The sequence below is a fragment of the Streptomyces sp. NPDC090798 genome (assembly GCF_044768965.1).
Lineage (GTDB): Bacteria > Actinomycetota > Actinomycetes > Streptomycetales > Streptomycetaceae > Streptomyces.
Map to the genome: position 1 here is coordinate 15005 of NZ_JBIVXA010000028.1, position 25265 is coordinate 40269.

General features: G+C 71.1%; 16 protein-coding genes and 1 pseudogene. 13 read left to right on the forward strand and 4 right to left on the reverse strand.

All coding sequences use genetic code 11. From position 1 onward, the window contains the following. Nucleotides 1-13: 13 nt before the first annotated feature. Both ACIQTP_RS40115 and ACIQTP_RS40120 read left to right on the forward strand, forming a co-directional pair. Complete coding sequence (locus ACIQTP_RS40115) at nt 14-445, forward strand: hypothetical protein (protein ID WP_403409307.1); 432 nt, start codon at nt 14-16, stop codon at nt 443-445. Between the two features lie 130 nt (nt 446-575). Beyond that, nucleotides 576-788: pseudogene (locus tag ACIQTP_RS40120) on the forward strand (FAD-dependent monooxygenase); the annotation flags it as partial. A 430-nt stretch (nt 789-1218) separates the two neighbouring features. Here the strand turns inward: ACIQTP_RS40120 and ACIQTP_RS40125 are convergent. The 3 genes from ACIQTP_RS40125 to ACIQTP_RS40135 are packed head-to-tail and all read right to left on the reverse strand — an operon-like array spanning nt 1219 to nt 4734. Then, nucleotides 1219-2031, reverse strand: coding sequence for a phosphatase PAP2 family protein (locus ACIQTP_RS40125; protein ID WP_403409310.1), 813 nt, complete (start codon nt 2029-2031; stop codon nt 1219-1221). Then, a complete protein-coding gene (locus ACIQTP_RS40130; RefSeq protein WP_403409313.1) occupies nt 2032-2985 on the reverse strand; it encodes a YihY/virulence factor BrkB family protein in 954 nt (317 codons plus the stop codon). Further along, nucleotides 2986-4734 carry a diacylglycerol kinase family protein gene (locus ACIQTP_RS40135; RefSeq protein WP_403409316.1) on the reverse strand — a complete coding sequence of 583 codons (1749 nt, stop codon included), beginning with the start codon at nt 4732-4734 and terminating at the stop codon, nt 2986-2988. Between the two features lie 598 nt (nt 4735-5332). Here ACIQTP_RS40135 and ACIQTP_RS40140 point away from each other — a divergent pair. The 3 genes from ACIQTP_RS40140 (at nt 5333) to ACIQTP_RS40150 (ending at nt 11061) form a co-directional block, all read left to right on the forward strand. Then, complete coding sequence (locus ACIQTP_RS40140) at nt 5333-9220, forward strand: DNRLRE domain-containing protein (protein ID WP_403409319.1); 3888 nt, start codon at nt 5333-5335, stop codon at nt 9218-9220. Further along, a complete protein-coding gene (locus ACIQTP_RS40145; RefSeq protein ID WP_403409322.1) occupies nt 9220-9708 on the forward strand; it encodes a hypothetical protein in 489 nt (162 codons plus the stop codon). The genes ACIQTP_RS40140 and ACIQTP_RS40145 overlap by 1 nt, the downstream gene beginning before the upstream one ends. 507 nt (nt 9709-10215) lie before the next feature. Next, complete coding sequence (locus tag ACIQTP_RS40150) at nt 10216-11061, forward strand: alpha/beta fold hydrolase (protein WP_403409325.1); 846 nt, start codon at nt 10216-10218, stop codon at nt 11059-11061. Between the two features lie 59 nt (nt 11062-11120). Here ACIQTP_RS40150 and ACIQTP_RS40155 read toward each other — a convergent pair whose 3' ends face one another. Next, nucleotides 11121-12014 (reverse strand): helix-turn-helix transcriptional regulator, encoded by an 894-nt coding sequence (locus ACIQTP_RS40155; RefSeq protein WP_403409328.1) that lies wholly within the window; start codon nt 12012-12014, stop codon nt 11121-11123. Between the two features lie 171 nt (nt 12015-12185). On the opposite strand from ACIQTP_RS40155, the gene ACIQTP_RS40160 reads away from it, so the two are divergent. The 8 genes from ACIQTP_RS40160 (at nt 12186) to ACIQTP_RS40195 (ending at nt 25196) form a co-directional block, all read left to right on the forward strand. Then, the gene (locus ACIQTP_RS40160) at nt 12186-13109 is read left to right on the forward strand and encodes an alpha/beta hydrolase (protein WP_403409331.1); all 924 of its coding nucleotides are present in this window, start codon (nt 12186-12188) and stop codon (nt 13107-13109) included. Nucleotides 13110-13340: 231 nt separating this feature from the next. Beyond that, the gene (locus ACIQTP_RS40165) at nt 13341-13811 is read left to right on the forward strand and encodes a hypothetical protein (protein ID WP_403409334.1); all 471 of its coding nucleotides are present in this window, start codon (nt 13341-13343) and stop codon (nt 13809-13811) included. Continuing rightward, on the forward strand, nt 13781-15199 hold the full coding sequence (locus ACIQTP_RS40170; protein WP_403409337.1) for a hypothetical protein: 1419 nt from the start codon (nt 13781-13783) through the stop codon (nt 15197-15199). The genes ACIQTP_RS40165 and ACIQTP_RS40170 overlap by 31 nt, the downstream gene beginning before the upstream one ends. Continuing rightward, the gene (locus tag ACIQTP_RS40175) at nt 15196-16626 is read left to right on the forward strand and encodes a VWA domain-containing protein (protein ID WP_403409340.1); all 1431 of its coding nucleotides are present in this window, start codon (nt 15196-15198) and stop codon (nt 16624-16626) included. Before ACIQTP_RS40170 ends, ACIQTP_RS40175 begins: the two co-directional genes overlap by 4 nt. A 60-nt stretch (nt 16627-16686) precedes the next feature. Next, the gene (locus ACIQTP_RS40180; protein ID WP_403409343.1) at nt 16687-17799 is read left to right on the forward strand and encodes an AAA family ATPase; all 1113 of its coding nucleotides are present in this window, start codon (nt 16687-16689) and stop codon (nt 17797-17799) included. A gap of 68 nt (nt 17800-17867) precedes the next feature. Next, nucleotides 17868-20735 carry a hypothetical protein gene (locus ACIQTP_RS40185; RefSeq protein ID WP_403409346.1) on the forward strand — a complete coding sequence of 956 codons (2868 nt, stop codon included), beginning with the start codon at nt 17868-17870 and terminating at the stop codon, nt 20733-20735. A 433-nt stretch (nt 20736-21168) separates the two neighbouring features. Next, nucleotides 21169-24138 (forward strand): aminotransferase, encoded by a 2970-nt coding sequence (locus ACIQTP_RS40190; RefSeq protein WP_403409349.1) that lies wholly within the window; start codon nt 21169-21171, stop codon nt 24136-24138. 8 nt (nt 24139-24146) lie between these two features. Next, a complete protein-coding gene (locus ACIQTP_RS40195; protein WP_403409352.1) occupies nt 24147-25196 on the forward strand; it encodes a LacI family DNA-binding transcriptional regulator in 1050 nt (349 codons plus the stop codon). Nucleotides 25197-25265: the final 69 nt, after the last annotated feature.

Genomic DNA, 25265 nt, shown 5'->3' on the forward strand with positions numbered 1-25265 from the left:
AGGGGCGCCTGGCATGAATGCTGAGCGCGATCCACTGCACCAGCCCGCCGCGCCGGTCGTCACCGAGCCCGTGCCCGACGTCCAACTGCAGATGCTGGTACGGCTGATCGGGCAGGACGCCCAGGCTGCCCTGCCGATCACACTCGTCGTCGGGGGCGGCTTCCTCTACGGCGACCTGGTCTCCCACGAGAGTTGGCGAGCCGACTGGGCGCGCAGCCTGCGCGGAATCGACGGGCCCGGCGCGCAGTTGTTGGAACGGTTCCCCGAGCAGGTGGACGAAGCACTCGCCGACAAGCAAGGGCACCAGATCCCGCAACGGCTGCCGCAGTGGATCCATCTGCGTGACGCCACCGGCGTCGCCGGAACCAGCGGGCCCGTGGTCATGCCACTGTGGCGCGGCCGGCTCACGGACGTGTCCGGCTGGTCCCTGGGCAGACCTGAGTAGCCGCGGAAGGCGGACGCCGATCCGGCGAAGCGCTGTATCGACGCTCTCATCGGCGGGGGCTCATAGGGCCGTGGACGATCTCGCGGCGCATGGCACAGGCCGTCCCGTCCGACCAGCGGCTCTTGAGCCGGGGCAGGACGCCAACACGGCCCTCCTCGACGGCGCCCCGCTCGGCCTCGCGCCGGCCGCGCACCCGGATGACTTTCCCGCCGCCGTCAAGGAATACGAACGCGAGATGTTCGAACGCACCAGCGCCGCCGGTCGGCAGTCCTCGCGCATCCAGGCAATCCTGATGTCGCCGGACGGCGGCCGGAAGATGCTCGCGTTCTTCCAGCCGGGCTGAAGGTGGCCGAATGCGACCAAGCAGCCGGGCGCCCAGCCGGCGCGATCACCGCGGTTCAGGTCCCTCGGTTCGTTCGGCCTGGTGGGGCGTTCCGGTTCAGCAAAGACGCTGTCTCCTGAACGGCCTGCGCGTCCTTCTGACGGTGGCCGCGCACGACCCGCCTGCCCGGTCCAGGACATCACCGATGCACTCGCCCACAGCGTCGCGGGGGAGCCACGCCATCGACCGCCTGGAGCGCCAGGGCCTGTCCGTACGCCGCAGCAGTCCGAAGGGCCGCCGCTCCGGGCGGGTCGAACTCACTGCCGGAACAGAGGCTGCTCGACGAGATGACCCCGGTGTCCGACCGGCACCCTCGACCCCCTCCTCGGTGGGCCGCTCACGGACCCGCAGGGCGCGGAAGTCGCCCACCCTCTGGTCTCGGACTCTGCCGTCAGTCGCATACGGACTCATCGCGATGTTCCCGGCCGGAGGAGCCCGGTTCGGGGTGGGCTCCGGTGAGTTCGGGCTCCAGTCCCTCCCTCAATCCGGCACGTCCGCGGCCCGCGTCGGTGCGCCAGGCCTCGAAGGCCCAGGTGGTGAGGGCGACCACGGCGAGGCCCAGGAGCCAGCCGCCCACGACATCGCTGAACCAGTGCACGCCGAGCGCGATCCGGGTGAAGCCGACGCCGAGCACCGACACGACCGCGGCGCACCAGCACCACGCCCGCAGAGCGCGCGGCACCATGGGCAGCAGCACCAGCAGCAGGACGGCGAACGAGGTGGTCGCGGTCATCGCGTGCCCCGAGGGAAAGGAGAACCCCGGTGCGTGCGCGACCGGGTCCTCCAGGGACGGTCTGGCCCGCTCGACCACCGTTTTGACCAGCAGCCCGACGAATCCGCCGGCCACGGCCGTCACGGCGGACCAGGCGGCGAGTCGCCAGGCCCGGCGGTACAGCAGCCACACCGTCAGCAGCGCGACGACCGTCCGCAGGGTGAACGGGTCCCACACCCGGTCGGACAGGAAACGAAGGGTGTCCGTCCACGCCGGGTGTTCGAGGGCGGTCTCGTTCAACCGCCGCGCCGCGCCCACGTCGAGACGGCGCAGCGGCTGCCAGTGACCCTCGACCAGGACGAGCAGCAGGCCGAAGGGGACGGCGGCGACGGCGGCGACGGCGGCCGAACCGAGCAAGTGGACGCCGAATCTCCGGTCGGCCGCCCGGCGGCGACGGTCACGAAGACGCTGGGCCGTGGCGCGGACCACCATTCAGACTCCCGGGTCGGCTGTGATCGGACCGGGCCGCAGCGCCCGCGCGGCCTCCAGCTGCGCGGCGAAGGACAGCCCCAGAAAGAGGGCGATGGAGGTCAGGTAGGCCCAGAGCAGCAGCGACATGAAGGCGCTGAGCGGGCCGTAGACCGTGTCGAAGGACCCGCTGATGCCCAGGTACAGGCTCAGCAGCCAGGTCAGGACCGTCCACAGCACGAGATACACGGCGGCGCCGAAGGCCAGCCAGGTATACCCGGGCTGTCGGCGCCGGGGGGAACGGCGGAAGATCGCGCTGGCCGAGAGGAGGGCGAGGAGCAGACCGAAGGGCCAGCGCAGGATCTCGCAGACGGTCCTGGCGTCGCCGTCGAGGTGATACACCGTCACCGCCGCGGCGGCCACGTCGCCGCCGGCCACCATCACGACGAACCCGAGGCCGAGCGGGATCCCGGCGCTGAGGGACATCACGAGCCCGCGCAGATACTTCTGGCGGAAGGGCCGGTCCCGTTCGTTCCCATAGATCCGGTTGGCGCCGCGTTCGATCTGGCACATCGCGGTGGTGACGTTGACCAGTGAGAAGACCAGGCCGAACCAGAGGGCGAGCTGGGCACCGTCGCCCGCCCTGTGGCGGCTGCGGGCCAGCGCGTCGTCGACGACGTCGGCGCTGGGCCCCTGCGCGATGCGGTGGATGGTCAGTTCGGCGAGTCTGCCGATGTTCTCCGTGTGCAGCGCGGTGGAGAGTCCGACGAAGGCGATGGCCAGCGGGATCACCGCCAGCACCGTCTGGAGGGCGAGCGCGCGGGAGTGGCTGAAGCCGTCGGCGTAGCGGAACCGGACGAAGGCGTCGCGCAGCAGCGGCCAGCGGCCGTAGCGGCGCAGCGACGCCAGCGCCTCGTCGGCCGAGAGTTCGTCGCCGGTCATGTCGCGGGTCTCGGGGACCCTGGTGGCGGTGCCCATCTACTTCTCCCGGGTGGGCAGCAGGACGGTCAGCGCGCCGGGCCTGACCTCGGCGGTGAGACGTCGGCCGTGGGACACCGGGTCCCCGTCGAGTTCACGCGACTGCGGTGCGGCGAAGGTGAGTTCGGCCCGCCGGAAGGTGAGGAACTCCACCGGTACGCCCTTCGTGCCGGTGCCCTTGGGGACGAGTGTGTCCACGGTCGTGGGTCGCGAGTTTCCCCCGCGTCCGCGCATCAGGACGCCCAGGGCACGCATCCAGCCGCCGGGCCCGCGCGGGTCGAGGATCAGCAGATCGAGCAGTCCGTCGTCGGGCCGGGCCGCCGGGAGGAGGGTGAGACCGCCTTGTACGGTGCCGACGTTGGCGAAGAGCACCATGCGGGCCGTACGGTGCAGGACGGGCGCGTCGTCCAGCCGGACCGTCAGCCGCATCCGGGGCGTGCGCAGGGTGGCGATGGTGGCGAGTACGTAGGCGGGCCAGCCGACGGCGGACTTGGCGCGGTCGTCGGTGTGTTCCAGCATCGCGGCGTCGAGCCCGGCCCCGGACATCGCGGTGAAGTGGGTGGGGGCGAGGCCGTCGCCCTCGATGCGGCCGAGGTCGAGGCGGTGCGGGGTGCCGGACAGTGCGGCGTCGAGCGCGGCGGCGGGGGTGAGCGGCAGGCCGAGGTTGCGGGCCAGGAGGTTGCCGGTGCCGCAGGGCACCACGACGAGCGGTACCCCGCTGCCGGCCAGGGCGTCCGCGGCCGCCCTGACGGTTCCGTCGCCGCCGCAGACCACGACCAGTGTCGCTCCGTCATGGACCGCGCCGGCCGCCTGGCCGGTGCCGGGGTCGTCGGCGGTGGTCTCGATGAACGCCGGTGCGCGGTGGCCGTGTTGTTCGAGGACGCGCCGCAGTTTCTCGAGGGCCGCCTCGCCGGTCACCGTGGGGTTGAAGATCACGGCGGTGCTGCCGGGCTCGCGCTCCTGGGCCCCGGCGGTCGCGTCGCTGTGCCCGGTACGTGGCGAGGGGACGGCGGCCACGGACCTGTCGGTGAACAGGGCACGGCCGACGATCAGCAGGGACAGGGCGCCGTTGGCGATTCCGCCGATCACGTCCGTGGGGTGGTGCATGCCCCGGTAGAGGCGGGCGACGCCGACGGCCAGCGGCACGAGGAACAGCAGTCCGGCCAGCGGCCATCGCCACGGCCTGCGGACCCGGGACAGTACGAGCACCGCGAGTCCGGCATAGAGCGCGGTGGCCGCGCCGGTGTGGCCGGAGGTGTAGCTGGATGTGGGCGGGGAGGCGTCGAGGCGGTGCACGTCCGGGCGGGTACGGTCCACCGACTCGGTGACGGACAGGAACACCAGTGACTGGAGCGAGACGGCGACAGCGAGGAAGACGGCCTGGCGCCACATGGGCAGCCGGGGTATGAGCAGCAGGGCCACGCAGCTCAGCAGGGTGATGGCGATCACCGTGAGGGTGTTGCCCGCCTCCGAGCCGAGGTTCGACAAGGTGGTGAGCGGGCCCGTACGGATCCGCTCGAATCCCTCGTTGACGTTGTCCTCGACCGTCAGCGGCCACACGTTCCGAGCGGGGCCCGTGATCAGCAGCCCGAAGCCCACCATCAAGGCGGCCTGACCGACGGTCAGTACGCCGATGCGCGCGGCGGTCCTGCCGGTACCGCGGGGCAGGACGGACCAGCGGCCCGGCCGGACCGCTTCGGGTCCTTCTCCAGTCGCTCCTGCGGTTCTTTCCGGCACGGCGGTCGGCATCGGGGCTCCCACGGGTCGGCGCCTCGCGGCGGTCTTCGGCTGGGTGGCGTTCGCACCCGACCCACCGCCGTGTGCCCCCGATTCGGAGGCGCAGACGCTCCGTGACGTGGGAATCCACGAACCGCGCCCCGGACGCGAACGGAGGGTGCCGGTGGGGCGCCGGTCGCTCGGGGCCGGACGCCGGTCCTCGCCGCCCACCGGCGGACGGGGCGCCGCCGTGACCGAGCAACGGGCGGCACGCTGGTGCGCGGTCGGCTCATGACCCGGGCGCGTCGGCGGACGTGGAAGAGACGGCAGGAGACGGGGTTGTCCTCGTCGGGAGCCTCGAGCACGTCGATCCGGTCGACAACGAGTCCGTGTTCGACCAGCAAGTCCTCCCAGAGCTCGGGGTCGTGGACCACCGCCCGACGGGGGTGAACGACGTAACACACCATCGCCTCGCTCCCGGGGGCAGGCCACTTGGCGACCGCGTTGTGCCGTGCGTCTCAGCATGCTTGCAGGTCATGGACATGGCGGCATCAGCCTGTGAAGATCCTTTGAAGCCGTGTCACGCATTTGCAAATCGGGGATCTTGTACATGAAAAAACGATACAGACCGATGAACGGGCGTTCGTCGGTCTATGCCGCATATGCCATGGCCGGCGTCCTGACCTTCGGGCTCGGCATGCCTGCGGCGCACCCCCCTGCCGTGGCCGCCACCCCGGTGGCGTCGGCGGCGGCCGCGTCCGACGACGAGGATGCGGCGATCGGCGCGGCCCGCAGGAGCGCGGCCGCATCGGGGGAGCGCGTGGAGGTCACGGCCCTGCGCACGGAGAGTTCCACGACGTACGTCAACTCCGACGGGTCCGTGACCGTGGAGTCGGCCACCGGGCCGGTCTGGGTCAAGGACGATGACGGCTCCTGGCATGACGTGGACACCACCCTCGTCCGCCGCGACGGCGGCATTGAGCCGCGACGGGCCGCGGCGGACATCCGCATATCCGACGGCGGCTCCGGCCCTCTCGCCGAGGTCGACGAGGGGGACAAGACCCTCGGCATCAGCTGGGACGGGAAGCTTCCCGAGCCCGAGATCCACGGCAACACCGCCGTCTACAGCAACGTACGGCCGGACCAGGACCTCGTGGTCTCCGCCCTGCCGGAGGGCTTCTCCCACCAGCTCGTCCTGAAGGAGCGCCCCAAGGACGACGTGGAGCTGCGGATACCCGTGGCCGCCGACGGCCTGAAGCTCCGCGAGACGTCCGACGACCGCCTGCTGTGGGAGAGCGACAACGGCAGGCATGTCGCCGCCGCCCCCGTACCGGTCATGTGGGGCGCGACGGAGGGCTCGGCCTCGGGGGAACCGGCGAAGGTCACCGACGTGGACGTCTCCGTCGAGAACGGCTCCGACGGCCAGACCCTGGTCCTCAAGCCGGACACGTCGTTCCTCACGGACCCCGCTGTGAAGTACCCCGTCACTGTGGACCCGACCAACACCCTGCTCGGTCCGCTCACGGACACCTGGATCCAGGACGACGACTACCCGACCTCGCAGCGCGGCTCGAGCGAGCTGAAGGCCGGCACGTACAACGGGACGCAGCGCGCCCGCTCCTACCTCAAGTTCGACACGGCCCGGTTCCTCGGCAAGCACGTCGTCGACGCCGACCTGAGGATGTACTCCTACTATTCGTCCTCCTGCTCGACGGACAACTCCGGCATCCAGGTCCGGCGCGTCACCAGCGACTGGGACCCCTCCGCCATCTCCTGGGGCAGCCAGCCGGGCACGACCACCGTGTCGGCTCCCGTCTCGAAGGCGGCCAAGGGCTACAACTCCAGCTGCCCCGCCGGACAGGTGTCCTGGGACATCGACGGCATCGCCCAGGCGTGGGCGGACGGCCAGCCCAACTACGGGGTGCGGCTCGCGGCCGTGGACGAGACCGATCCGCTCACTTGGCGCCGCTACCGATCCGCCAACTACGTCGACGGATCGCACGACGCGTCCACCGAGCCGTCGCTGATCGTCACCTACAACTCCGCTCCGACGGTGCCCACCGATCTCGATGTCAGTCCGCTCAAGGCGGGCACCACGCTCACGACGGCTGCGTCCTTGACGCCCGCGTTCCAGGTCAAGGTCGGCGACAGCGATGCCGACTCCTCCCTGGTGACGGAGTTCCAGGTCCAGCCGGACCCCGCGTTCGCCGACACCACCTACACCTGGACCGGAAAGACCGCCGCGTTCGCGCCCGGGACCGTGGCCACCGCGCGGATCCCCACCGCGTCGGTGGCACCCGACGGCAGCCACCTGCAGATGCGCGCCCGTACCGGTGACGGGCTCGACACCTCCGCATGGTCCGGCTGGAAGGCTTTTCGGGTTGATGCGACTGCCGTGCAGCCCGCCGACCTTCCCACGCAGCTTCAGGCCGGCGCGACGGACACTCCCGCGCCCCTCGTCAGCGGCGTCGTCACCTCGCCCAACGGCGGGATGGTCGAGGCCCAGTTCCGCCTCGGCGGCGCCGACGGGACCAAGACCCTGGGCACCCAGCTTGTGCCCGACGGAGAGCGTGCCGGTTTCCAGATTCCCGCCGACCGGCTCACCTCCGGCGGCCCGTTCGACTGGTCGATGAGGGCCTGCTACGCGGGAAAGTGCTCCGCGTGGACCGACAAGGCCCCGATCACCGCAGGCTCCGGTGCGGAGCCGGACCAAGTGGCCGCCACTTCCTCGGTGGAGCTGCCGCTCACCCAGGCCACTGTCTGCACCGACTCTGACGCCTGCGTCGGTCAGACCGGCACCGGCCTGAAGGCCGGCAGCGTCTCGGGCAAGAACTGGCGCAGCTACCTCAAGGCCGACCTCTCAAAGGTCCCCGCCGGCGCCCGGGTGACCAACGCCGTGCTCAAGCTCCAGTCAGGCGGCACCATGCCCGGCCTGGACGTGCACGCCCTCAACGCCGCCTGGGCCACGACCGGCACGGGAAGCCAACTGGACGCCGCCACGGCCCCGGAGGCCAACGTGTCCGCCACCGCGCCGTGGTCGATCGACGTCACAGGCCTGGTCACGGGCTGGACCGACGGGGCGGACGTGAACAACGGCCTGGTGCTCCGCCGCCCCGACGACGCACCGAGCACGGCGGGCATCAGCTTCATCTCCGCCACGCTCACCGTCGACTACGCATCGGCCACAGCGCCGTCACCGCCCACGTCGGTCCGCGCCCGGGCCGGGGACAAGGGAGCCGTGGTCATCTGGGAAGCCGGCGACGACAGCGGATACAACGACTCCGTCCTCAGCTACGAGGTGACAGCCCTCGACTCCTCGGGCGCGGTGGTGGCCAAGCTGACCACCAAGGGCACGGACGCTGTGATCACCGGCCTCACCAACGGAACCACGTACACCTTCCGGGTCAGCGCCTCGAACCCGTACGGCACGAGTGACAGCGTCACCAGCGCGCAGACCCGGCCGCTGAGCGCCCCGCTCGACAGCGCCACCTACACGCGGGCGATCGGCGAATACCTCGACGCCGGCGCCTCCTTGACGACGGGCACGCAGAACAATGCCGCCGCGGCGGTGAGCGGACGCCCGAACGCAGCCATGTACACGTGGTTGCTGAAGGCGGAAGAGTCCTGGCTGATCGACACCCGCGACTCCCTGAAGACGAACGGGCTGACGTACACGTCGGTCACCTCCAGCCTCTCCGACGCCCTGGTGCTGCCCTCCGCCGACGGATCGGTGGCCGTTCGCGTGACGGTGAGCGGGCAGCAGACACCGGCGGACACGCCCGAGGACCCGGAGACCTCCGAGGAGACGGTCCTGTACACCTTCTCGGGCGGGGACACCCCGGTGCTGCGCAGCAGGATGAACGCCGGGCAGTACGAACAGCACCTCGCGAAGGACGAGCGTGCCCTGGGCGCCGTCACCTACGGCACCGTGGAGAGCGACGACGGCACCACGACCGCTACCCGCGGGGTTGGCGTCGACCCCCCTGCGTCTCTGGCCTCCGCGGCGCAGATCGCGAACGCGACCCTCAACGGCAGTGGCACGGCGAGATGGGCGAAGGCGAACTACAACGCCTATCCCGAGTACGGCGAGGACTGCACCAACTTCGTCTCCAAGGCTCTGCACTCGGGCGGCGGCATGCGTATGAAGGGCGTGAACAAGGACAGGAAGGGCGTGGACAACTGGTGGAGCATCTGGAAAACGGCACCGCACGGTGTGAGCTACCACTACAACTCCTACACCTGGACGGGCGCCGACTACCTGCACAGGTTCCTGGAACGCCACAGCAGGGGCATGATCAACACCGAATCGAAGCAGTATGAGGCCAAGGTCGGTGACATCGTCCTGTTCAACTGGCAAGGCCGAGGCGGCTGGGACCACGCGGGCGTCATCACCAAAATGGCGCACGGAAAGGCCTACGTGAGCGCGCACACCAGCGCCCGTCTCGACAAGCGCCTGGATTCCTTCTTGAGTGAGGGCACTTGGGCGGACATCTTCCACGTCATTCCAGGGTGGTACTGATGACCGAGTCGTACAGGAAACGCCTGTGGGTGGCGGCGGTGGCTCTGGCCGTCCTGGGAGCGGCAGTCACCACCTGGTGGCTGTTGCGGGACCCCGCCCCCTACGCACTGCGGAAGACGCCGGCGGTGAAAGTCACCGTCCGCGCCGTGAAATCCGAGTACCCCGATGTCAAGGAGACCGCCGACGACGTCGAACCGCTCGTCAAGGTGTACGTCCAGCGCCTTCAGGCCGGTGACGCCACCGACCTGGCTCGCATCGGCGCCCCCTGGTACACCGGCCGGGAACCGGCCGCGCAGAAGCTGATCACCCGGTACGGCGCACACGCCGGCGAACCCGTCGAAGCGATCGTGCAGGACCGCGGGGTGCCCTACCTGACCAGCGTCAAGCTTCGCTTCAGCGACGGGCAGAAGCAGGTGCTGGAACTTTCCCGCGACCACCACGACGTGTGGTGGCTGCAACTGGGGGACGGCGATCCCGTGGCACCGTAGGCACCGGCACCTCGCACAAGAATGCCGGCAGCCGCCCGCGATCCCCTCGCGGGCGGCTGCCCCTCGCAGACCACGAAGCGGTCGTGGGGCCGCCACGGCATCCACCTGAGCGGCTCGTTCGCGGACATCACCGAGGCGTCGCGCGCTGCCGGCGTTCGTCCCGGGCCGGACCAGTACGGGTGAAACAGCAGTCGGCCGGACAGGGTCTGCGGGCGGCGGCGCAGCGCGGTGGTGTGCACCGGGTGCGGCACGGCCAGCGCCGCATAGGTGAGCTGCCACTGCGCCTGGAGCTCGATCAGGTCAGGGAGGAAGGGTGCGTGCTCCATGCCCATAATTAGGCCGCGTGTTCGATTTTCTGCCGAGTCGATGCGCCGGCTGCGACTCGCAGCGACAGATGGTGTCCTGTGCCATGGAAGCTTGTTCGTTGTCACCGAAGGGTGATGACCTCTAGGTTCGTGCTACCGAAGTTGAGGTGACCGGGGATGTTCGGGCGTCAGGGGTGGCGGTGTGACGGAGACTGATCTGGAGCTGAGCGATGGTCGCAGGCTGCATGTCTACGACACCGATGCGGAAGGATCCGACGGTCGCCTCGTCGTCTTCTGGCACCACGGCACGCCGAACATCGGCGCACCTCCCGAGCCCCTTTTCCCGGCCGCCGCCCGGCTCGGTATCCGCTGGGTGTCGTATGACCGTCCCGGATACGGAGGATCAACCCGCCGCCCGGACCGGAATGTCGCATCGGTGGCCGCCGACGTCTCCAGCATCGCCGATGCGCTGGGCATCGACCGGTTCGCGGTCATGGGTCATTCGGGTGGCGGTCCGCACGCCCTGGCATGCGGCGCGCTGCTGCCAGAACGTGTCCTCGGTGTGGTCAGCGTGGCGGGGCCGGCTCCGTTCGGCGCCGAAGGGCTCGACTGGTTCGCGGGCATGACGGACTCCGGCGCGGCGTCCCTGCGTGCTGCCGCCCTGGGGCGCGCGGCGAAGGAGAACTACGAGGCGGGTGCCGAGTACGACCCGGAGATGTTCACCCCGGCCGACCATGCCGCGCTCTGTGATGAGTGGTCCTGGTTCGGCGACGTCGTCGCTCCCGCCGTGGAGGCCGGCCCGGGCGGCCTGATAGACGACGACCTCGCCTACGCCGCTCCGTGGGGATTCGATCCCGGGCAGGTCAGCGCGCCGGTCCTCTTCCTGCACGGCACCCAGGACCGGGTCGTGCCCAGCTCACACAGCCAGTGGCTCGCGAGCCGCTGCCCCGCGGCGGAACTGCGGCTGCGCCCGGGCGACGGACACATCTCCGTCCTCAATGCCGGCGCGGCCGCTATGGACTGGCTCGCGGACCACTCCGGCTACTGAAGGTCTCGGCGTGATGCCGGGCGGTGCGGGGTAGTCGCTCGAACTTCGCCGGCACACGCTCAACATTCACCCGGCGCAGGGCAGTTGGGCCTGCTGCCGCTCGCGGCCGCCCACTGGAGGAGGAAGCGCAGTGCTTCCTGGGAGGGAGAGTCGGGTGGGGCGGTGTACGCGACCAGTTGCTGATCGGGTTGCGTGTCGACGGTGAACTGCTGAACGTCCAGGGTGATGCTGCCCGCGACGGGGTGGAGGTAGGTCTTGGTGAGCTGACGCGGCCCGCGGACCCGGTGGTCGGCCCACCAGGTGCGGAAGTCCGGATCGCGCAGGCTCAGCTCGCCGATCAGCGTGGCGAGGGCCTGGTCCTTGGGGTGGCGGCCGGCTTCCATGCGCAGGACGGCCACGCACTCGCGCGCGGCTTGCGGCCAGTCCGCGTACAGCCCACGGTAGGCGTCGTCGAGGAAGGTCAGCCGGATCAGGTTGCGTCCGGCCGGGGCGAGCGCGCCGAAGTCGGTGAGCAGGGCGGCCGCCCCCCGGTTCCAGGCCAGGACGTCCATGCGCCGGTTGAGAATCATGGCGGGGATGTCGTGCATGGTCGAGAGCAGCTGCCGCAGCTGCGGGTCGACCTGCTGCCTGCCCGGTCTGGGTGTGGGAGCGCTGGGGGTGACATCGGCGACGGTGAAGAGGTAGGCGCGTTCGTCCGGGGCGAGTTGCAGCGCGTCGGCGAGCGCGTCGAGGACCGGGCGCGAGACCCGGTGGGTGCGCCCCTGCTCCAGACGGACGATGTAGTCGATGCTCACGTGACCGAGCTGGGCCAGCTCCTCGCGGCGCAGGCCCGGTACTCGGCGCGGACGGCCGTCGTCGGGAAGGCCGACCTGGTGCGGATCGAGGGCGGCACGGCGGGAGCGCAGGAAATTGCCCAGCTCGTTGCCGCCGGAAGCGTTGTCCTGGAGTTCCATGACTTAAGTGTCCGCAGTCGGACAGCCGCGCGCCTGGTACTGGCGTGCATAGGCAGCACCCTCCCTGGTACCCCCATGGCTCCGACGCCACCGTGGACGTGTGGCCGTCAGCAGGAGGCCACCGGAGCCCGCCCCCCCGCGAGCCCGTTCCTCTGCGACTGGAGCATCCCCGTGAGGACCGACGTCACCTTTCCCAGTGGCGGCCTGAAGCTCGCCGGCCACCTGTACACGCCGGACGACGGGGCCGTCGGCCCGCGCCCGGCGATCGTCGTCAGCCATCCCGGCAGCGGTGTGAAGGAGCAGGCCGCCGGCCTGTACGCGCTTCGCCTGGCCGCGCAAGGCTTCGTCGCCCTCGCGTTCGACGCCGCCTACCAGGGCGAGAGTGAGGGCGAGCCGCGCGGCCTCGAGGACCCGGCCCACCGGGTCGAGGACATCAAGGCAGCGGTCTCGTACCTCACTACCCGTGACGATGTAGCCGCTGACCGCATCGGAGCGCTGGGCATCTGCGCCTCCGGCGGCTACGTCCTCAGCGCGACGGCGTCCGACCACCGGATCAAGGCCGTCGGCACCGTCAGCGCCGTGGACATCGCCCGCCAGTTCCGCGACGGCGCCGACGGCGCCGAGGATCCGGCCGTCTTCCACGGCATGCTCGCCGCGGCCGCGGCCGCACGCACTGCCGAGGCCCGCGGTGAGGGAGTCCAGACCTTCCCCCTCTTCCCCGACACGGCCGAGCAGGCCCGCGTGCTGGGGGGCCGGCACGCCGTGGAGGGCTGCGAGCACTACTGCTCCGACCGCGCACAGCACCCACGCTCGGCGAAGTCCTTCACCTGGTCCAGCGTCGACCGCATGGCCTTCTTCGACGCCTTCCGCTTCGTCCACCTGATCGCGCCGCGCCCGCTCCTCATGATCGTCGGACGCGAGGCGGTGACCTCCTGGATGAGCGTGGAAGCGTTCCAGAACGCCCGCGCCCCGAAGGAGCTCCACTGGATCGACGGCGCCAGCCACGTCGACCTCTACGACAAGGAGCAGTACGTCGGACCCGCGGTCGAGAAGCTGACCGACTTCTTCCGGGCCCAGCTGGCCGGCGCCGAGTAGACGGCGGGGGTGACTTCCTGGAGAAGGTCATCGGAACGGAGGATCCGGAGGGAATTGCCGAACAGGTAGGGGCGCATGCCGCTCAGCAGCCTGTCCAGAGCCTTCTCGAAAACGGCGTTGTCAGTGGTCGCCGCTATGTTCAGTCGTGTCCCGCCGACGTGGCGCGGAAGTCCCCTCTGATGCATAGGAGATGGTGCGTTGTCGGATTGGGAGAGGTCGAGCACGGCACGGGTGACAGTGCCCGCGCGGCCGCGAAAGCTCGCCAAGGTGCCGTTCGTCGAACTGGCCGACGGACGCCTCCAGGGCGTGGTGTCCAGCGGCTCGGACATCGAGCGGGTCTACGTCTCGTCGGTCGCGGCCGGCACCTACGCGTTCGCCTGCAGCACGAACAACAACCGCCCCTGCGGCGGCGCGCGGGGCATGTTCTGCAATCACATCCGGGCCCTGATCAACGAGGCGGTACTGCAGTACGGCGCCGAGCGCGTCGCCCGCTATCTGAGGGTCGAGCTCGCGGACGGCGAGCCGAGCGGACAGACCATCGCCCACGTCATGGGCAACACACGGCCGGCGCAGGGAGACACCAAGGCCGCCGCGCCCGTCTTCAGCCGGTTCCTGCGGCACCTGGCCTATCTCGAACTCGCCCCGACCACCGCGCCGTTGCCGGAGATGCAGTGGTTCCCGCCGACCAGGGCGGTGGCGTGATGCGCGCGGACCTGCTCTCCGACACCATCGCCGGGCTCGACGAAGCGCTGGCGGCCGTCGACGCCTTCGACCAGGCTCTCGTCGCGGGCCTGCTGCGTCCCCAACCCGCCCAGGCCGCCGGTCTGACCGAGCTCGCGCACGCCGTCGCGGGGACACCGCTGGCCGCCCGGGTCTCCGAGGCGGCGGCGAAGGCGGCGGCCGGAGCAGCGGGCGAAGACCACTTCGTCGCCCTCGCCGCCGCCCGCACCGCACTGCTCGGCTCCGTCCACGACGCACTGATGACCCGCGTCACGGAGGCGACCGGTCGCCCCCGCGGCGAGGAGGCCGTCCCGGTGACCGGCGGGCAGCAGGCGGCGAACCTGCTCGCCGCCGCCCGCGCCTGGCTCTGCGATCTCGCCCGCGCCGGATGGCAGGGCATCGACCACGAGGTGGTGTCCGGGGCGGCGCAGGTCGTCTCCGCGATGCTTCCGGACCCGTCCCTGCGCCGGCCGGCGACGCTCCTCGACGGCTTCGCCGCCGAACTCGCCGCGTCCTGCCCCGGTTCGGCCCTGGAGAGGATCCCGGCACGCCGCTGGGGCGACCTCTGGTCACGCGGGATGCTGCTGACGCTGCCCGGTGCCGCCGAGGCGCCCGCGCCGGGTACCGCCACCGGTCGTCTGCTGCCCCTGGGAGTCGACCTGCAGGAACACGCGACCGCGGCACAGGCCCAGGTCCACGCGGTGTTCGAACCCGCCGACGGCTCCGCGCCCGGCCTGGTGCGCGCCACCGTGTCGGTGCCGAAGCCCGACACGGTCGTCGGAGCCGGCCTCTGGCAGCTGCTGCGCCCGCACATGTCGCTCCTGGCAGCCGTCGGCGAAGGCCGTTCGATGGAGCTCACCGACATGCCGGTCACCGCCGAGGGCGACCTGATCTGGAGCGACGAGCACGCCCACCCGAGCGAGCCCGCCGACGCCTTCACCACCGCCCGCGTCGCCCTGCCCACCGCCACTGACCCGGCGACCGCACCGCTGGACCGGCACCCGACGCGCATCGCCGTCCCCGTGTTCCTGGAGGGCTACGCCGCCCGGAAGGACGACGAGACACTGACGTTCACGGTCGCAGGACACCCTCTCGCCGTCGACACCGACCGCGTTCCGACCGCCGGCCCGCTCACCCCCGAGGCCGTCGCGACGTCGAACGCCTGCATAGGGCTGCTCCGGTGGGACGCCGGAACGTATCGCGTCCAGCCGCTGGCCGTCGAGACGACCGTGCGGAAGAAGCCCGTCGCGTTCCACGCCGGGGCATGGGCCGGGGGCACGGCCGACAAGGTCGGCGTCAAGGCCGAGAAGGCCGCCACCGACGCCGTGGCCGTGCTGCGGGAGCGCGCCGGAAGGCTGCTGCGGAAATGACCGACGCGACGACCTCACCCCACCCCGAAGCGGACCCCCACGACAACCGCCGTCAGGTCCTGTACTGGCGGCTCCTCGCCCGGCTCTTCGACCCCGAGGAGCAGGCCACGCTGGAGTCGGCGAGCCTCGCCGTCGTCGAGGACATCGGTCTGCCGTCCGCGCTGCTGGACCCGGGCGCCTCCGTCGACTCGATCGTGCAGCGCCATCCGGAACTGGCCGCCGATTTCGACGGGCTGATGGTGCCCGAGGCCGACGACGACGAGGCCCGGGTCCGGGCCGCCGAAGTACGACGCGCGGCACTGGTGTCGAAGGTGCTGCTCAACGTCTTCGCCGCCGGCTCCGGCACGGTCACCGCCGGACAGCTGGCGCGCTGGCAGTCCGACGCGGGCTGGCTGGAGCGCGCACTCGGCTGCAAGCCGGGCGAACTGCGCGGCGGCCGCGCCGGCGCGGGATCCGGGGCAGGCACGGCGGGACCCGGGGTCGGCCCGACCGGCACCGGCGGCCCGGGCACGACCCCCGACCGCAGCCGGCTGATTCCGGCGATCGGCCCGGAACTCGGCGCGATCGAGGCCGACCTCGTCAAACGGATGCGCCTGCGCGAGGTGCTGGCCGACCCCAAGCTCGCCGCGCAGCTGACCCCGAGCATGTCGCTGATCGAGCAACTGCTGCGGGACAAGAACAACCTCTCGGGCGTGGCCCTGGCCAACGCCAAGGCCCTGATCCGCCGATTCGTCGACGAGGTCGCCCAAGTGCTGCGCACCCAGGTGGAGAAGACCACGGTGGGCGCGCTGGACCGCTCGGTCCCGCCCAAGCGGGTTTTCCGCAACCTCGACCTCGACCGCACGATCTGGAAGAACCTCACCAACTGGAGCCCGGAGGAGGAGCGGCTGTACGTCGACCGCCTCTACTACCGGCACACCGCGCGCAAGACGACGCCCCAACGGCTGATCGTCGTCGTGGACCAGTCGGGCTCGATGGTCGACTCCATGGTGAACTGCACCATCCTGGCGTCCATATTCGCCGGGCTGCCGAAGGTGGACGTCCACCTCATCGCGTACGACACCCAGGCACTCGACCTCACACCATGGGTGCACGACCCCTTCGAGACCCTGTTGCGCACCAACCTCGGGGGCGGCACCGACGGCACGGTCGCCATGGCCCTGGCCCAGCCGAAGATCGCCGAGCCCCGCAACACCGTCGTGGTGTGGATCTCCGACTTCTACGAATGGCGGTCCGAGCCGCTGTTCGACAGCATGGCGGCCATCCACCGCTCGGGAGCCAAGTTCATCCCGGTCGGCTCGGTGACCAGCTCCGGCCGCGGCAGCGTCAACCCGTGGTTCCGCGAGCGCTTCAAGGACCTCGGTACGCCGGTGCTCTCCGGCCACATACGCAAGCTCGTCCACGAGCTCAAGACGTTCCTCGCTTAGGGCCTGTCGCCCGCTCAGACACTTCTCGCTCAGCTTTTTCCCGTTCAGAAAGGCCCTGTGATGTCCGACCTGTTGCGCGCCCCCGCCGAGATCAAGTTCGCCGAGGAACTGGACTGGCTGGAGTCCATCGACGACAACCCCAAGCCCTTCTCCTGGCGGCTGTCCCCGAAGATGGTCCGTCTGTTCATCCTGGGCTCCGAGCGCTCCGACGGTCTGGACCGGGAGGTCTCGCAGAAGTGGTTCGGCGACCGCGGTTTCGTCGAGCGCTCCATCGTCACACTGGCCTCCGACCGCGGTCTGCTGCTCATCGGTGACCCCGGCACCGGCAAGAGCTGGCTGGCCGAGCTGCTGTCCGCCGCGATCTCCCGCAACTCCACGCTGGTGGTGCAGGGTACGGCCGGCACCACCGAGGACCACATCAAGTACTCCTGGAACGTGTCCATGGTCATCGCCAAGGGCCAGTCGCGGGAGTCGATGATCCCCTCGCCGATCATGACCGCGATGGAGACCGGCGCGATCGGCCGTTTCGAGGAACTCACCCGCTCCACCAGCGACGTCCAGGACGCGCTGATCTCGATCCTGTCCGAGAAGTACATCTCGGTCCCGGAGCTGGACAGCGACAACATCGTCTTCGCCCAGCCCGGCTTCTCGATCATCGCCACCGCCAACAGCCGCGACCGGGGAGTCAACGACCTGTCCTCGGCGCTCAAGCGCCGCTTCAACTTCGTACGCATCCCCGTGGTGACGAACAAGAAGAGCGAGGCGGAGATCGTCCGCTTCCGAACCGAGGAACTGCTGGGCCGTCACCAGATCGAGCTGGACGTGCCGCCGACCCTGCTCGACGTGCTGCTGCAGAGCTTCGCCGACCTGCGCGCCTCCGCGGCAGCGGCCGGCAGCGACGACGAGAAGCTGGAGTCCGCGCTGTCCACCGCCGAGCAGATCGGCGTACTCGAGGACGCGATCCTGCACAGCAACTTCTTCGGCGAACGCGCCCTGACCGCCCACACCCTGGCCTCCTCGCTCGTCGGGTCACTGGCCCGGCGCGAGCCCGAGGACCTGGCCATCCTCAACAAGTACCTGCACGGCGTGGTCGAGCCCCGCAGCAAGGAAGAGGGCGGATGCTGGCCGGAGTTCCTGGAGGGCGGCCGCGACGCGATCGCCACCCTGTCATGAGCGGCCGGCACGAGAGCACGCGGGACGGGACCGTGAACGGCGCGCACGAGAGCACCCAGGACGGGACTATGAGCGGCACGCACGCGAGTACGCACGAGGGCACCTTCGAAGCGCTGCGCGCGCAGTTGCAGGGGGCCGCCACGACGCTGGCCGACGGGCCCGACGCGCTGGAGGGCATCCTCCTCGGCATCGTCGAGGACGTCGACCGCGCGGTGCGCGAGCCCCTGGAGATCTTCCCCGTCTGCCACCACTCGCCCGCCTCGGCGCTGGCCATGGCACGCCGGCTGCGCGAGAAACAGCCGAAGGTCGTGTACCTGGAGCTGTGTGAGGACATGGCGCCGCTGCTGGCCGAACTGCGCAACTGCAGGCTCCCGGTGGCCGTCCAGGCGTTCGCGACCGAGATCGACGGCTTCCCGGCCGAGTGGTCGCCGCTGTCGGTGGTCGCACCGATCACCGAGGCCTCCGCCGAGTACCAGGCGATCGCCTACGCACTGGACACGCCCGGCGTCGAACTCGTCCTCGTCGACCGTTCCTCGGACCACGTCTTCCAGTGGGACGCGCGCGGCACGCACGCCGGTGAGCCCGCCGACCCCGACGCCCCGCCCGTCGAGGAGGAGGCCGCGCTGCACGGCGACGCGGTCGGCGTGGAGATCGGCGACCTGCGCCCGCGCTTCGCCGAACTGGAGGAACACCTGCTGCGGCACGGCAGGGTGCGGCACTGGTCGGAGTGGTGGCACCAGTACGTCGAACTGCCGCTCGGCGACAGCGACCACGACACCTACCGCCAGGTGATGCTCCTGATCGGCAGCCTCTTCCGGCGCCTCGCACCCGGCGACCCGCACCGGGTGCGGGTGGACGAGGACCGCGAGCGCTACATGTGGACCAGGATGCGCGAGCACCTCACCGCGACCGGCACCGATCCCGACGACTGCCTCTATGTCTGCGGAGCCTTCCACGCGGCCAGCCGGGTCGAGGAGTTCGGCGTCCACGGCACCGACACCTTCGAGATCGCCCCGCGCAGCGCGACCAAGTGGCAGCACGGCCTGATCCCGTCCAGCCACGCGGCGATCGAGGCACAGTTCGGCCTCGCCGCCGGTTCGGTGTCGATCGCCGCGACCGTCTGGGCGAAGAACGTCAGCCGCACCCGTGTGAAGCCCTACCGTCTGGCGGGACAGGCGGGCGCGAAGAAGTCGAGGGCGAAGAAGACCGTGGCCGCGGCGGCTGCGGCACCGGCGCTCCCACCCGCGGACAAACTGACCGGCTTCCTGCGGCGGCCGCCCGTCCTCGACCGGCTGGACGAGGACGAACTGCTCGGCTGGTCCGTGGAGATCGTGCGGGCTGCGCGCCGCAACGGCTACCTCGCCTCCACCGCCGACGCCATCGCCGTGTTCGAGACGTCGATCCTGCTGGCCGGGATGCGCGACCGGGCCAGGCCGACGCCGTACGACTTCCAGGACGCGGCCGTCACCTGCATCGAGAAGGACATCGTGCCGGGCCGGCGCGATGTGCGGCGGCTCGTGGAGATCATGATGGGCGGCGACCGCGTCGGCCAGGTCGGCTACGACGCGCTGCCACCGCTGGCGCGCGACGTGCACGACCGGCTCGCGCCGCTGAACCTCAAGCTCCAACAGCGCGGCGTGCAAAGGGCGTTGCTGAACATAGCCGCCCAGCCGGAACTGGAGCGTTGCTCCGACGTGCTGTGGATGCTCCGCCATCTGCTGCCCCAGGGCGCCGCGCGGCCGATCATGGGCGAGCGGAAGCTGGGGGAGCGGTCGATCCAGGAGTCGTGGGACCTGGCGCTGGGCACCCACCAGCGCGCGCTCATCGAGCTCGGCTACGAGGGCGTCAGCATCGAACAGGTCCTTGAACAGCGTCTGCGCCGGACGGCGTACGGTCCGCAGGCCACCACGGCGACGGTTCTGGGGACCGTCGAGGACGCCACGCTGTACCTGCGCAGCCGCCGCCTCGCGGACGAACTGGGCACCCGTGCCCTGGAGGTGCTGGCGACCGAACGCAGCGTCGACGGCGCGCCGGAGGTACTGCGCCGGGTTCGCCGACTGCTGGCGTACTACCGCACCAACGAGCCGACGCTGCCCCCATGGATCGAGTCCTTCGTCAAGACCGGGTACGCGCATTACTGCACCCTGCTGCCCACGGCGTTCACCGACGAGGACGCCACCGTCCGTCACGTCGCGGCGATGCTGGGCTTCCTGTTCAGCATGGAGAGCCTGGCGCTGTCGCTTGGCTGCGACCGGACCCAACTGGAGCTGGCCGTCGGCCAGTCGCATCCGGCGGACCCCTCGAAGACGGCGCTGCTGTGGGCGGCGCAGACACAGCTCGGGAACCTCTCCCGCGCGGACCTTCGGACAAGGTGCGACGAGCTGCTCGGCAACCCTCTGGTGGTGCCCGCCTATCCGCGCTACCTCAGCGGCTTCGTGCACGCCCTGGAGCCTGTCCCGGCCCTCACCGACTTCGTCGTGGAAGCGGTGTCGAACGCATTCGGACGGCTGCCGGACCCGGTGCTCCTGCCGTGGCTGCCCACCCTGATCACCACCCTGCGCTCGAGCGGCACCGAGCTGGCCCCGCTGCTGATCCGGGAGGCCGGACGGATCTTCCCCGGCCGGCTGGCGGCGCTGGACGCGTGGGTGCCGCCGTGGCGGGCGCAGCCGGCGCCGGAGGCCCCGGCCTCGGCGCGGAGCGCGGACGACAACCGCGGTGCCGCGCTGCTCGCCGCCCACCCCGCGACGTGCGACGCGGTGGCCGGGCTACTGGGCTGCGACGGTACGTGGCGGACGACGGCACCTGGCCCGTCCGGGGCGGCGCTGCTCGGTCTTCATCCTGATACGGCGCTGGCATTGGAGGTGCTGCTGGCCGGGCTGTCGAACGGGCATTCGACCGGGCGGCCCGGGACCCCCGGCGACCGGCCCGGCTCCTGACCGCGATCGACGACGGCGACCACCTCCACCTCGATCCGGCCGGCTACCAGCTCCTCGCCGACAGCGTCCCCGCGCCGCTCTTCCGACTCCAGGGGACTTCGGCTGATGTGTTTCAGCGGGACGAGGTGACCCGAGGCCGGCGTCCGCCGCCCGCACGGCCGACGAGGCGACCACGAAGGCGGCGGCGAGTAACCCTGTGACCACCCGGCTCACGATCGACGATTCCCGGCCGTTTCCGCATGGGGGCGGCTACGCGGGCGGCTGCGGGGTGGCTACGCGGCGGCTATGGGATCGCCCACGGCTCGCCCACGGGCCGCCCACGGAATCGTTGACACATCTCAGCGGGCGAACCTACGGTTGCCGGAACGTTCCGGCACCCCTTACGCCGGGCCCCCGCGCGCGTGCGGCGTGCCGAACAGAAGCGAGCGACCCCATGGGCATTCCGTCCGCCGACTGGCTGGTGCGGCCGATCGGTCCTGTCGACGAAGCCGAGGTGTCGGCGGTGCTCGCGGAGCGGTTCGGGGTGACGGGAACGGTCCACGACCTGGGCAGTCAGCAGGACCGGAACTACCGCGTGCGTACGGGGACGGGGGACTACGTCCTCAAGATCGCCAACCCCGCCTCGGACCCGGCCGCGCTGCGCGCCCAGTGTGCGGCCGTGGAGCGCCTGTCCGACGTGATGTCCTGGCTGAGGCTGCCGCGAGCCCACGCCGGCGTCGACGGCGAGGTGGTGCAGCGGCTCAGCGCGGGCGGCGCGGATCTCGTATGCCGTCTGCTGGACTATGTGCCCGGTGAGCCGATCATGGACAGCCGCTATCTCGCACCACCGGTCGTGGCCAGGCTGGGCGGACTCGCCGGCCGTGTCGTGGCCGGGCTCGCCGACTTCGCGGGCGTGGAGCAGGAACGACCCCTGCTGTGGGACCTGCGCAACGCGCTCACCGTCGTCGAGACGCTCGCTCCCCACCTGCCCGACCAGGAACGAGCTGCCCGCGTGCTGTGCGCGTCCCGAGCCGCGCACACCCTGCTGGAGCCGTACGCGGACCGCCTGCCGGTGCAGGTGATCCACGGTGACGTCACCGACAACAACGTGGTCTGCGAACCGGCGCCGGACGGCCGCCGGATGCCGGTCGGCGTGATCGACTTCGGTGACCTCGGTCTCGGCTGGACGGCGGCCGAACTGGCGGTCACCTGCGCATCCGTGCTCCATCATCACGGGGCCGGACCGGCGTCGGTGCTGCCCGCCGTGCACGCCTTCCACGCGGCGCGACCGCTCGCGAACGAGGAAGTGGACGCGCTGTGGCCGCTGGTCGTGCTGCGGACCTCCGTCATGGTGGTGAGCGGCCAGTACGACACCCTGCTGGACCCCGGCAACAGTTACGCCTCGGTGGCGCTGGACCGCGAATGGGCGATGTTCGAGGCCGCGGTGTCCGTCCCGGCCGAGGTGATGACGGCGCAGCTGAGGCACGCCCTCGGCCGCCCGTCGGCGCAGCTCCTGCCGGTGGCCGAACATACGCTGCTGCCCGGCCTGCCGGACGACGTGGCGAGCCTCGACCTGTCCGTGTCGAGCGAGGAGCTGCACACGGGACGCTGGCTGGCGCCCGACGCCGAAACCGCCCTGGCCCGGGCCGCTCTGACGGCGGGCCACACGGCGGTAGGGACCCGGCACGGCGAATTCCGGCTGACCCGCACCATCGTCGACGACTCCGTCCCGGCCGCGACCTGCGCACTCGGCGTGGAGCTCCACCTCGCCGGTCCGGCGGAGATACGGGCACCCTGGGCGGGCACGGTCACCCGGCACGGCGACACCGGCGTGACGCTGCACACGGGAGGCCTCGACCTGCTGCTGGAGGGCGTCGGCGGAGAGGTCCAGCCGGGTCCCGTCGCCTCCGGGCAACCGCTGGGAACGGTGGCCGCCCGAGAGGGCGTACGAGTGCTGGGCGTCCAGCTCTCCCGGCCGTGCGCCACCGGAGGCCGACCGCCACGGTTCGCGGCGCCGGACCTGGCCGCCGGATGGCTGGAGCTGTGCCCGGACCCGACCCGCCTCTTCCTCGCTCCCGACGCGCCGTCCGCCGCTCCCGACGACGCGCCGCTCTCCGTTCGAGATGCCCAACAGGCCGTCGCTGAGGCGGAGTTGCTGGAGCGGCGCGAGCAATCCTTCGCCACCGTCCAGGAGCACTACTTCGAGACGCCGCCGCAGATCGAACGCGGCTGGCGGCACCATCTGGTGGACACCCGGGGCCGGGGCTACCTCGACATGCTGAACAACGTGACCATCCTCGGCCACGGCCACCCCGGGCTCGGCGAAGCCGTGCACCGGCAGTGGCAGCGGCTGAACACCAACTCCCGTTTCCACTACGCCTCGGTGGTCGAGCTCTCCGAGCGGCTCACCGGACTCCTCCCGGCCGAGCTGGACACCGTGTTCCTGGTCAACAGTGGTTCCGAGGCCGTGGACCTTGCGCTCCGGCTCGCCTGGGCGGCGACCGGACGACAGGACGTGGTCGCGGTCGAGGAGGCGTACCACGGCTGGACCTACGCGAGCGACGCGGTGTCGACCTCGATCGCCGACAACCCGAACGCCCTCGCCTCGCGGCCGCCGTGGGTGCACACCGTCGCGGCTCCCAACTCCTACCGGGGCCGTCACCGGGGACCGCAGGCGCGGCGGTACGCTCCCGAAGCCGCCGCCACGATCCGTGAACTGGCCGACCAGGGGCGCCCCTTGGCCGCCTTCGTGTGCGAGCCGTACTACGGCAATGCGGGCGGCATGGCCCTCCCCGACGGCTATCTCCGGCAGGTGTACGAAGCCACCCGCGACGTCGGCGGCCTGTGCGTCGCCGACGAGGTCCAGGTCGGTTACGGCCGGCTCGGCTCGCACTTCTGGGGATTCGAACAGCAGGGCGTGGTGCCGGACATCGTCACCGTCGCCAAGGCGATGGGCAACGGGCATCCGCTGGGCGCGGTGATCACCCGACGCGAGATCGCCGACGCCTACCGTACGCAGGGCTACTTCTTCTCCTCCGCGGGCGGCAGCCCGGTCAGTTCGGTGGTCGGTCTCACCGTCCTGGACGCACTGCGCGACGAGGACCTTCAGACCAACGCCCGTGAGATCGGCGCCTACCTGAAGGACCGGCTGCTCGAACTGGCCGAGCGCCACCCACTGATCGGCGCGGTGCACGGCTCGGGGCTGTATCTGGGCGTCGAGTTCGTCCGGGACCGGGAGAGCCTGGAACCCGCGACCGAGGAGACGGCCGCGATCTGCGACCGGCTGCGAGAACTCGGCGTGATCGTCCAGCCGACCTCGGACCGGCAGTGCGTGCTGAAGATCAAGCCGCCGCTGTGTCTGACCCGGCAGAGCGCCGACGTGTTCGCCGACGCCCTGGACGACGTACTGACGCACGGCTGGTGACACGGGTGATGCCGACCCCCGGATCCGCGGCCGTGCCACCGCCCCGCCCCGGCACCCCGCCCCGCCCCGGCACCCCGCCCACGATCGCCGACGTGGCGCGCGCGGCAGGGGTCTCCAAGACCACGGCCTCGGACGCCCTGCGCGGTCACGGCCGGGTGTCGGGACCGACCCGGGAGGCCGTGCTGGAGGCGGCCCGGCGGCTGGGCTACGCGCCCAACCGCAGCGCCCGCAGCCTGCGCACCTCCGTCACGGACACCGTCGCGCTCTACTTCCCGGAGTTCCTGACGAGTGCCGAGTACTCCATGGCGTTCGTGTTCGGAGTGGCCGAGCGGGCCGCGGGCGCGGGCCTGAACGTCACCCTGCTGTCCTCCGGCCATCTGCCGCGGCACGGCACGGCGCCGCCCCAAGTGGACGGGCTGGTGCTGTGCGACCCGGCCCCCGAGGACCCGGTGGTCCGGCACCTGATGAACACCGGTCTGCCGGTCGTGACGGCCGAGCGGTACGCCGGTGACCAGCAACCGACCGGGGTGGTCCGCTCCGACCACGAGGCGTCGATGACCGAACTGCTGGACCATCTGCGCGACTCCGGTGCCCGGCGGCCCGCGCTCATCGCCTCCGAAGCCACCTCCGACTGGTCCCTCACCCTCCAGCGGACCCACGCCCGCTGGTGCGCCGACCACGATGTCCCCCTCGTCCTGCGCAAGGCGCCGGTCGGTGCCACCCCCGAGGCACTGCGGGCTATCGCGCGGGACCTGCTCGCCCAGGAACCCGGGACCGACGCCGTCGTGTGCGCTCCCGACGGCGCCGCCGCGGCCGTGCTGCCCGAACTGCGCGCGGCAGGCCGCACCGTGGGCGGGGACCTGCTGCTGGCGTCCTGCGTGGACTGCTCCGCGATGCGTACGGCGGAGCCGCCGATCACCGCGATCGATCTGCGCCCGCGCTCGATGGGAGCCGAATGCGCCCGCCTGCTCTGCGAGATCCTGTCCGGCGAGACGTCACCGGGAACCGTGCGCACCCTGCCCGTCGCACTGAACGTCCGGGCATCGACCCGCGCCTAGCGACGCCGTGCTCGGCGCACCTACCACATCAACTCCCCGCCTGTGGACGTTACTTGGAGGTCCGTGCGA

Bases quoted from the DNA above. Each gene is read 5' to 3' on its own strand.
- ACIQTP_RS40115 (WP_403409307.1), top strand. From the start codon at position 14: ATGAATGCTGAGCGCGATCCACTGCACCAGCCCGCCGCGCCGGTCGTC.
- ACIQTP_RS40125 (WP_403409310.1), bottom strand. From the start codon at position 2,031: ATGGTGGTCCGCGCCACGGCCCAGCGTCTTCGTGACCGTCGCCGCCGG.
- ACIQTP_RS40130 (WP_403409313.1), bottom strand. From the start codon at position 2,985: ATGGGCACCGCCACCAGGGTCCCCGAGACCCGCGACATGACCGGCGAC.
- ACIQTP_RS40135 (WP_403409316.1), bottom strand. From the start codon at position 4,734: ATGCCGACCGCCGTGCCGGAAAGAACCGCAGGAGCGACTGGAGAAGGA.
- ACIQTP_RS40140 (WP_403409319.1), top strand. From the start codon at position 5,333: ATGAACGGGCGTTCGTCGGTCTATGCCGCATATGCCATGGCCGGCGTC.
- ACIQTP_RS40145 (WP_403409322.1), top strand. From the start codon at position 9,220: ATGACCGAGTCGTACAGGAAACGCCTGTGGGTGGCGGCGGTGGCTCTG.
- ACIQTP_RS40155 (WP_403409328.1), bottom strand. From the start codon at position 12,014: ATGGAACTCCAGGACAACGCTTCCGGCGGCAACGAGCTGGGCAATTTC.
- ACIQTP_RS40175 (WP_403409340.1), top strand. From the start codon at position 15,196: ATGACCGACGCGACGACCTCACCCCACCCCGAAGCGGACCCCCACGAC.
- ACIQTP_RS40180 (WP_403409343.1), top strand. From the start codon at position 16,687: ATGTCCGACCTGTTGCGCGCCCCCGCCGAGATCAAGTTCGCCGAGGAA.
- ACIQTP_RS40185 (WP_403409346.1), top strand. From the start codon at position 17,868: ATGAGCGGCACGCACGCGAGTACGCACGAGGGCACCTTCGAAGCGCTG.
- ACIQTP_RS40190 (WP_403409349.1), top strand. From the start codon at position 21,169: ATGGGCATTCCGTCCGCCGACTGGCTGGTGCGGCCGATCGGTCCTGTC.
- ACIQTP_RS40195 (WP_403409352.1), top strand. From the start codon at position 24,147: ATGCCGACCCCCGGATCCGCGGCCGTGCCACCGCCCCGCCCCGGCACC.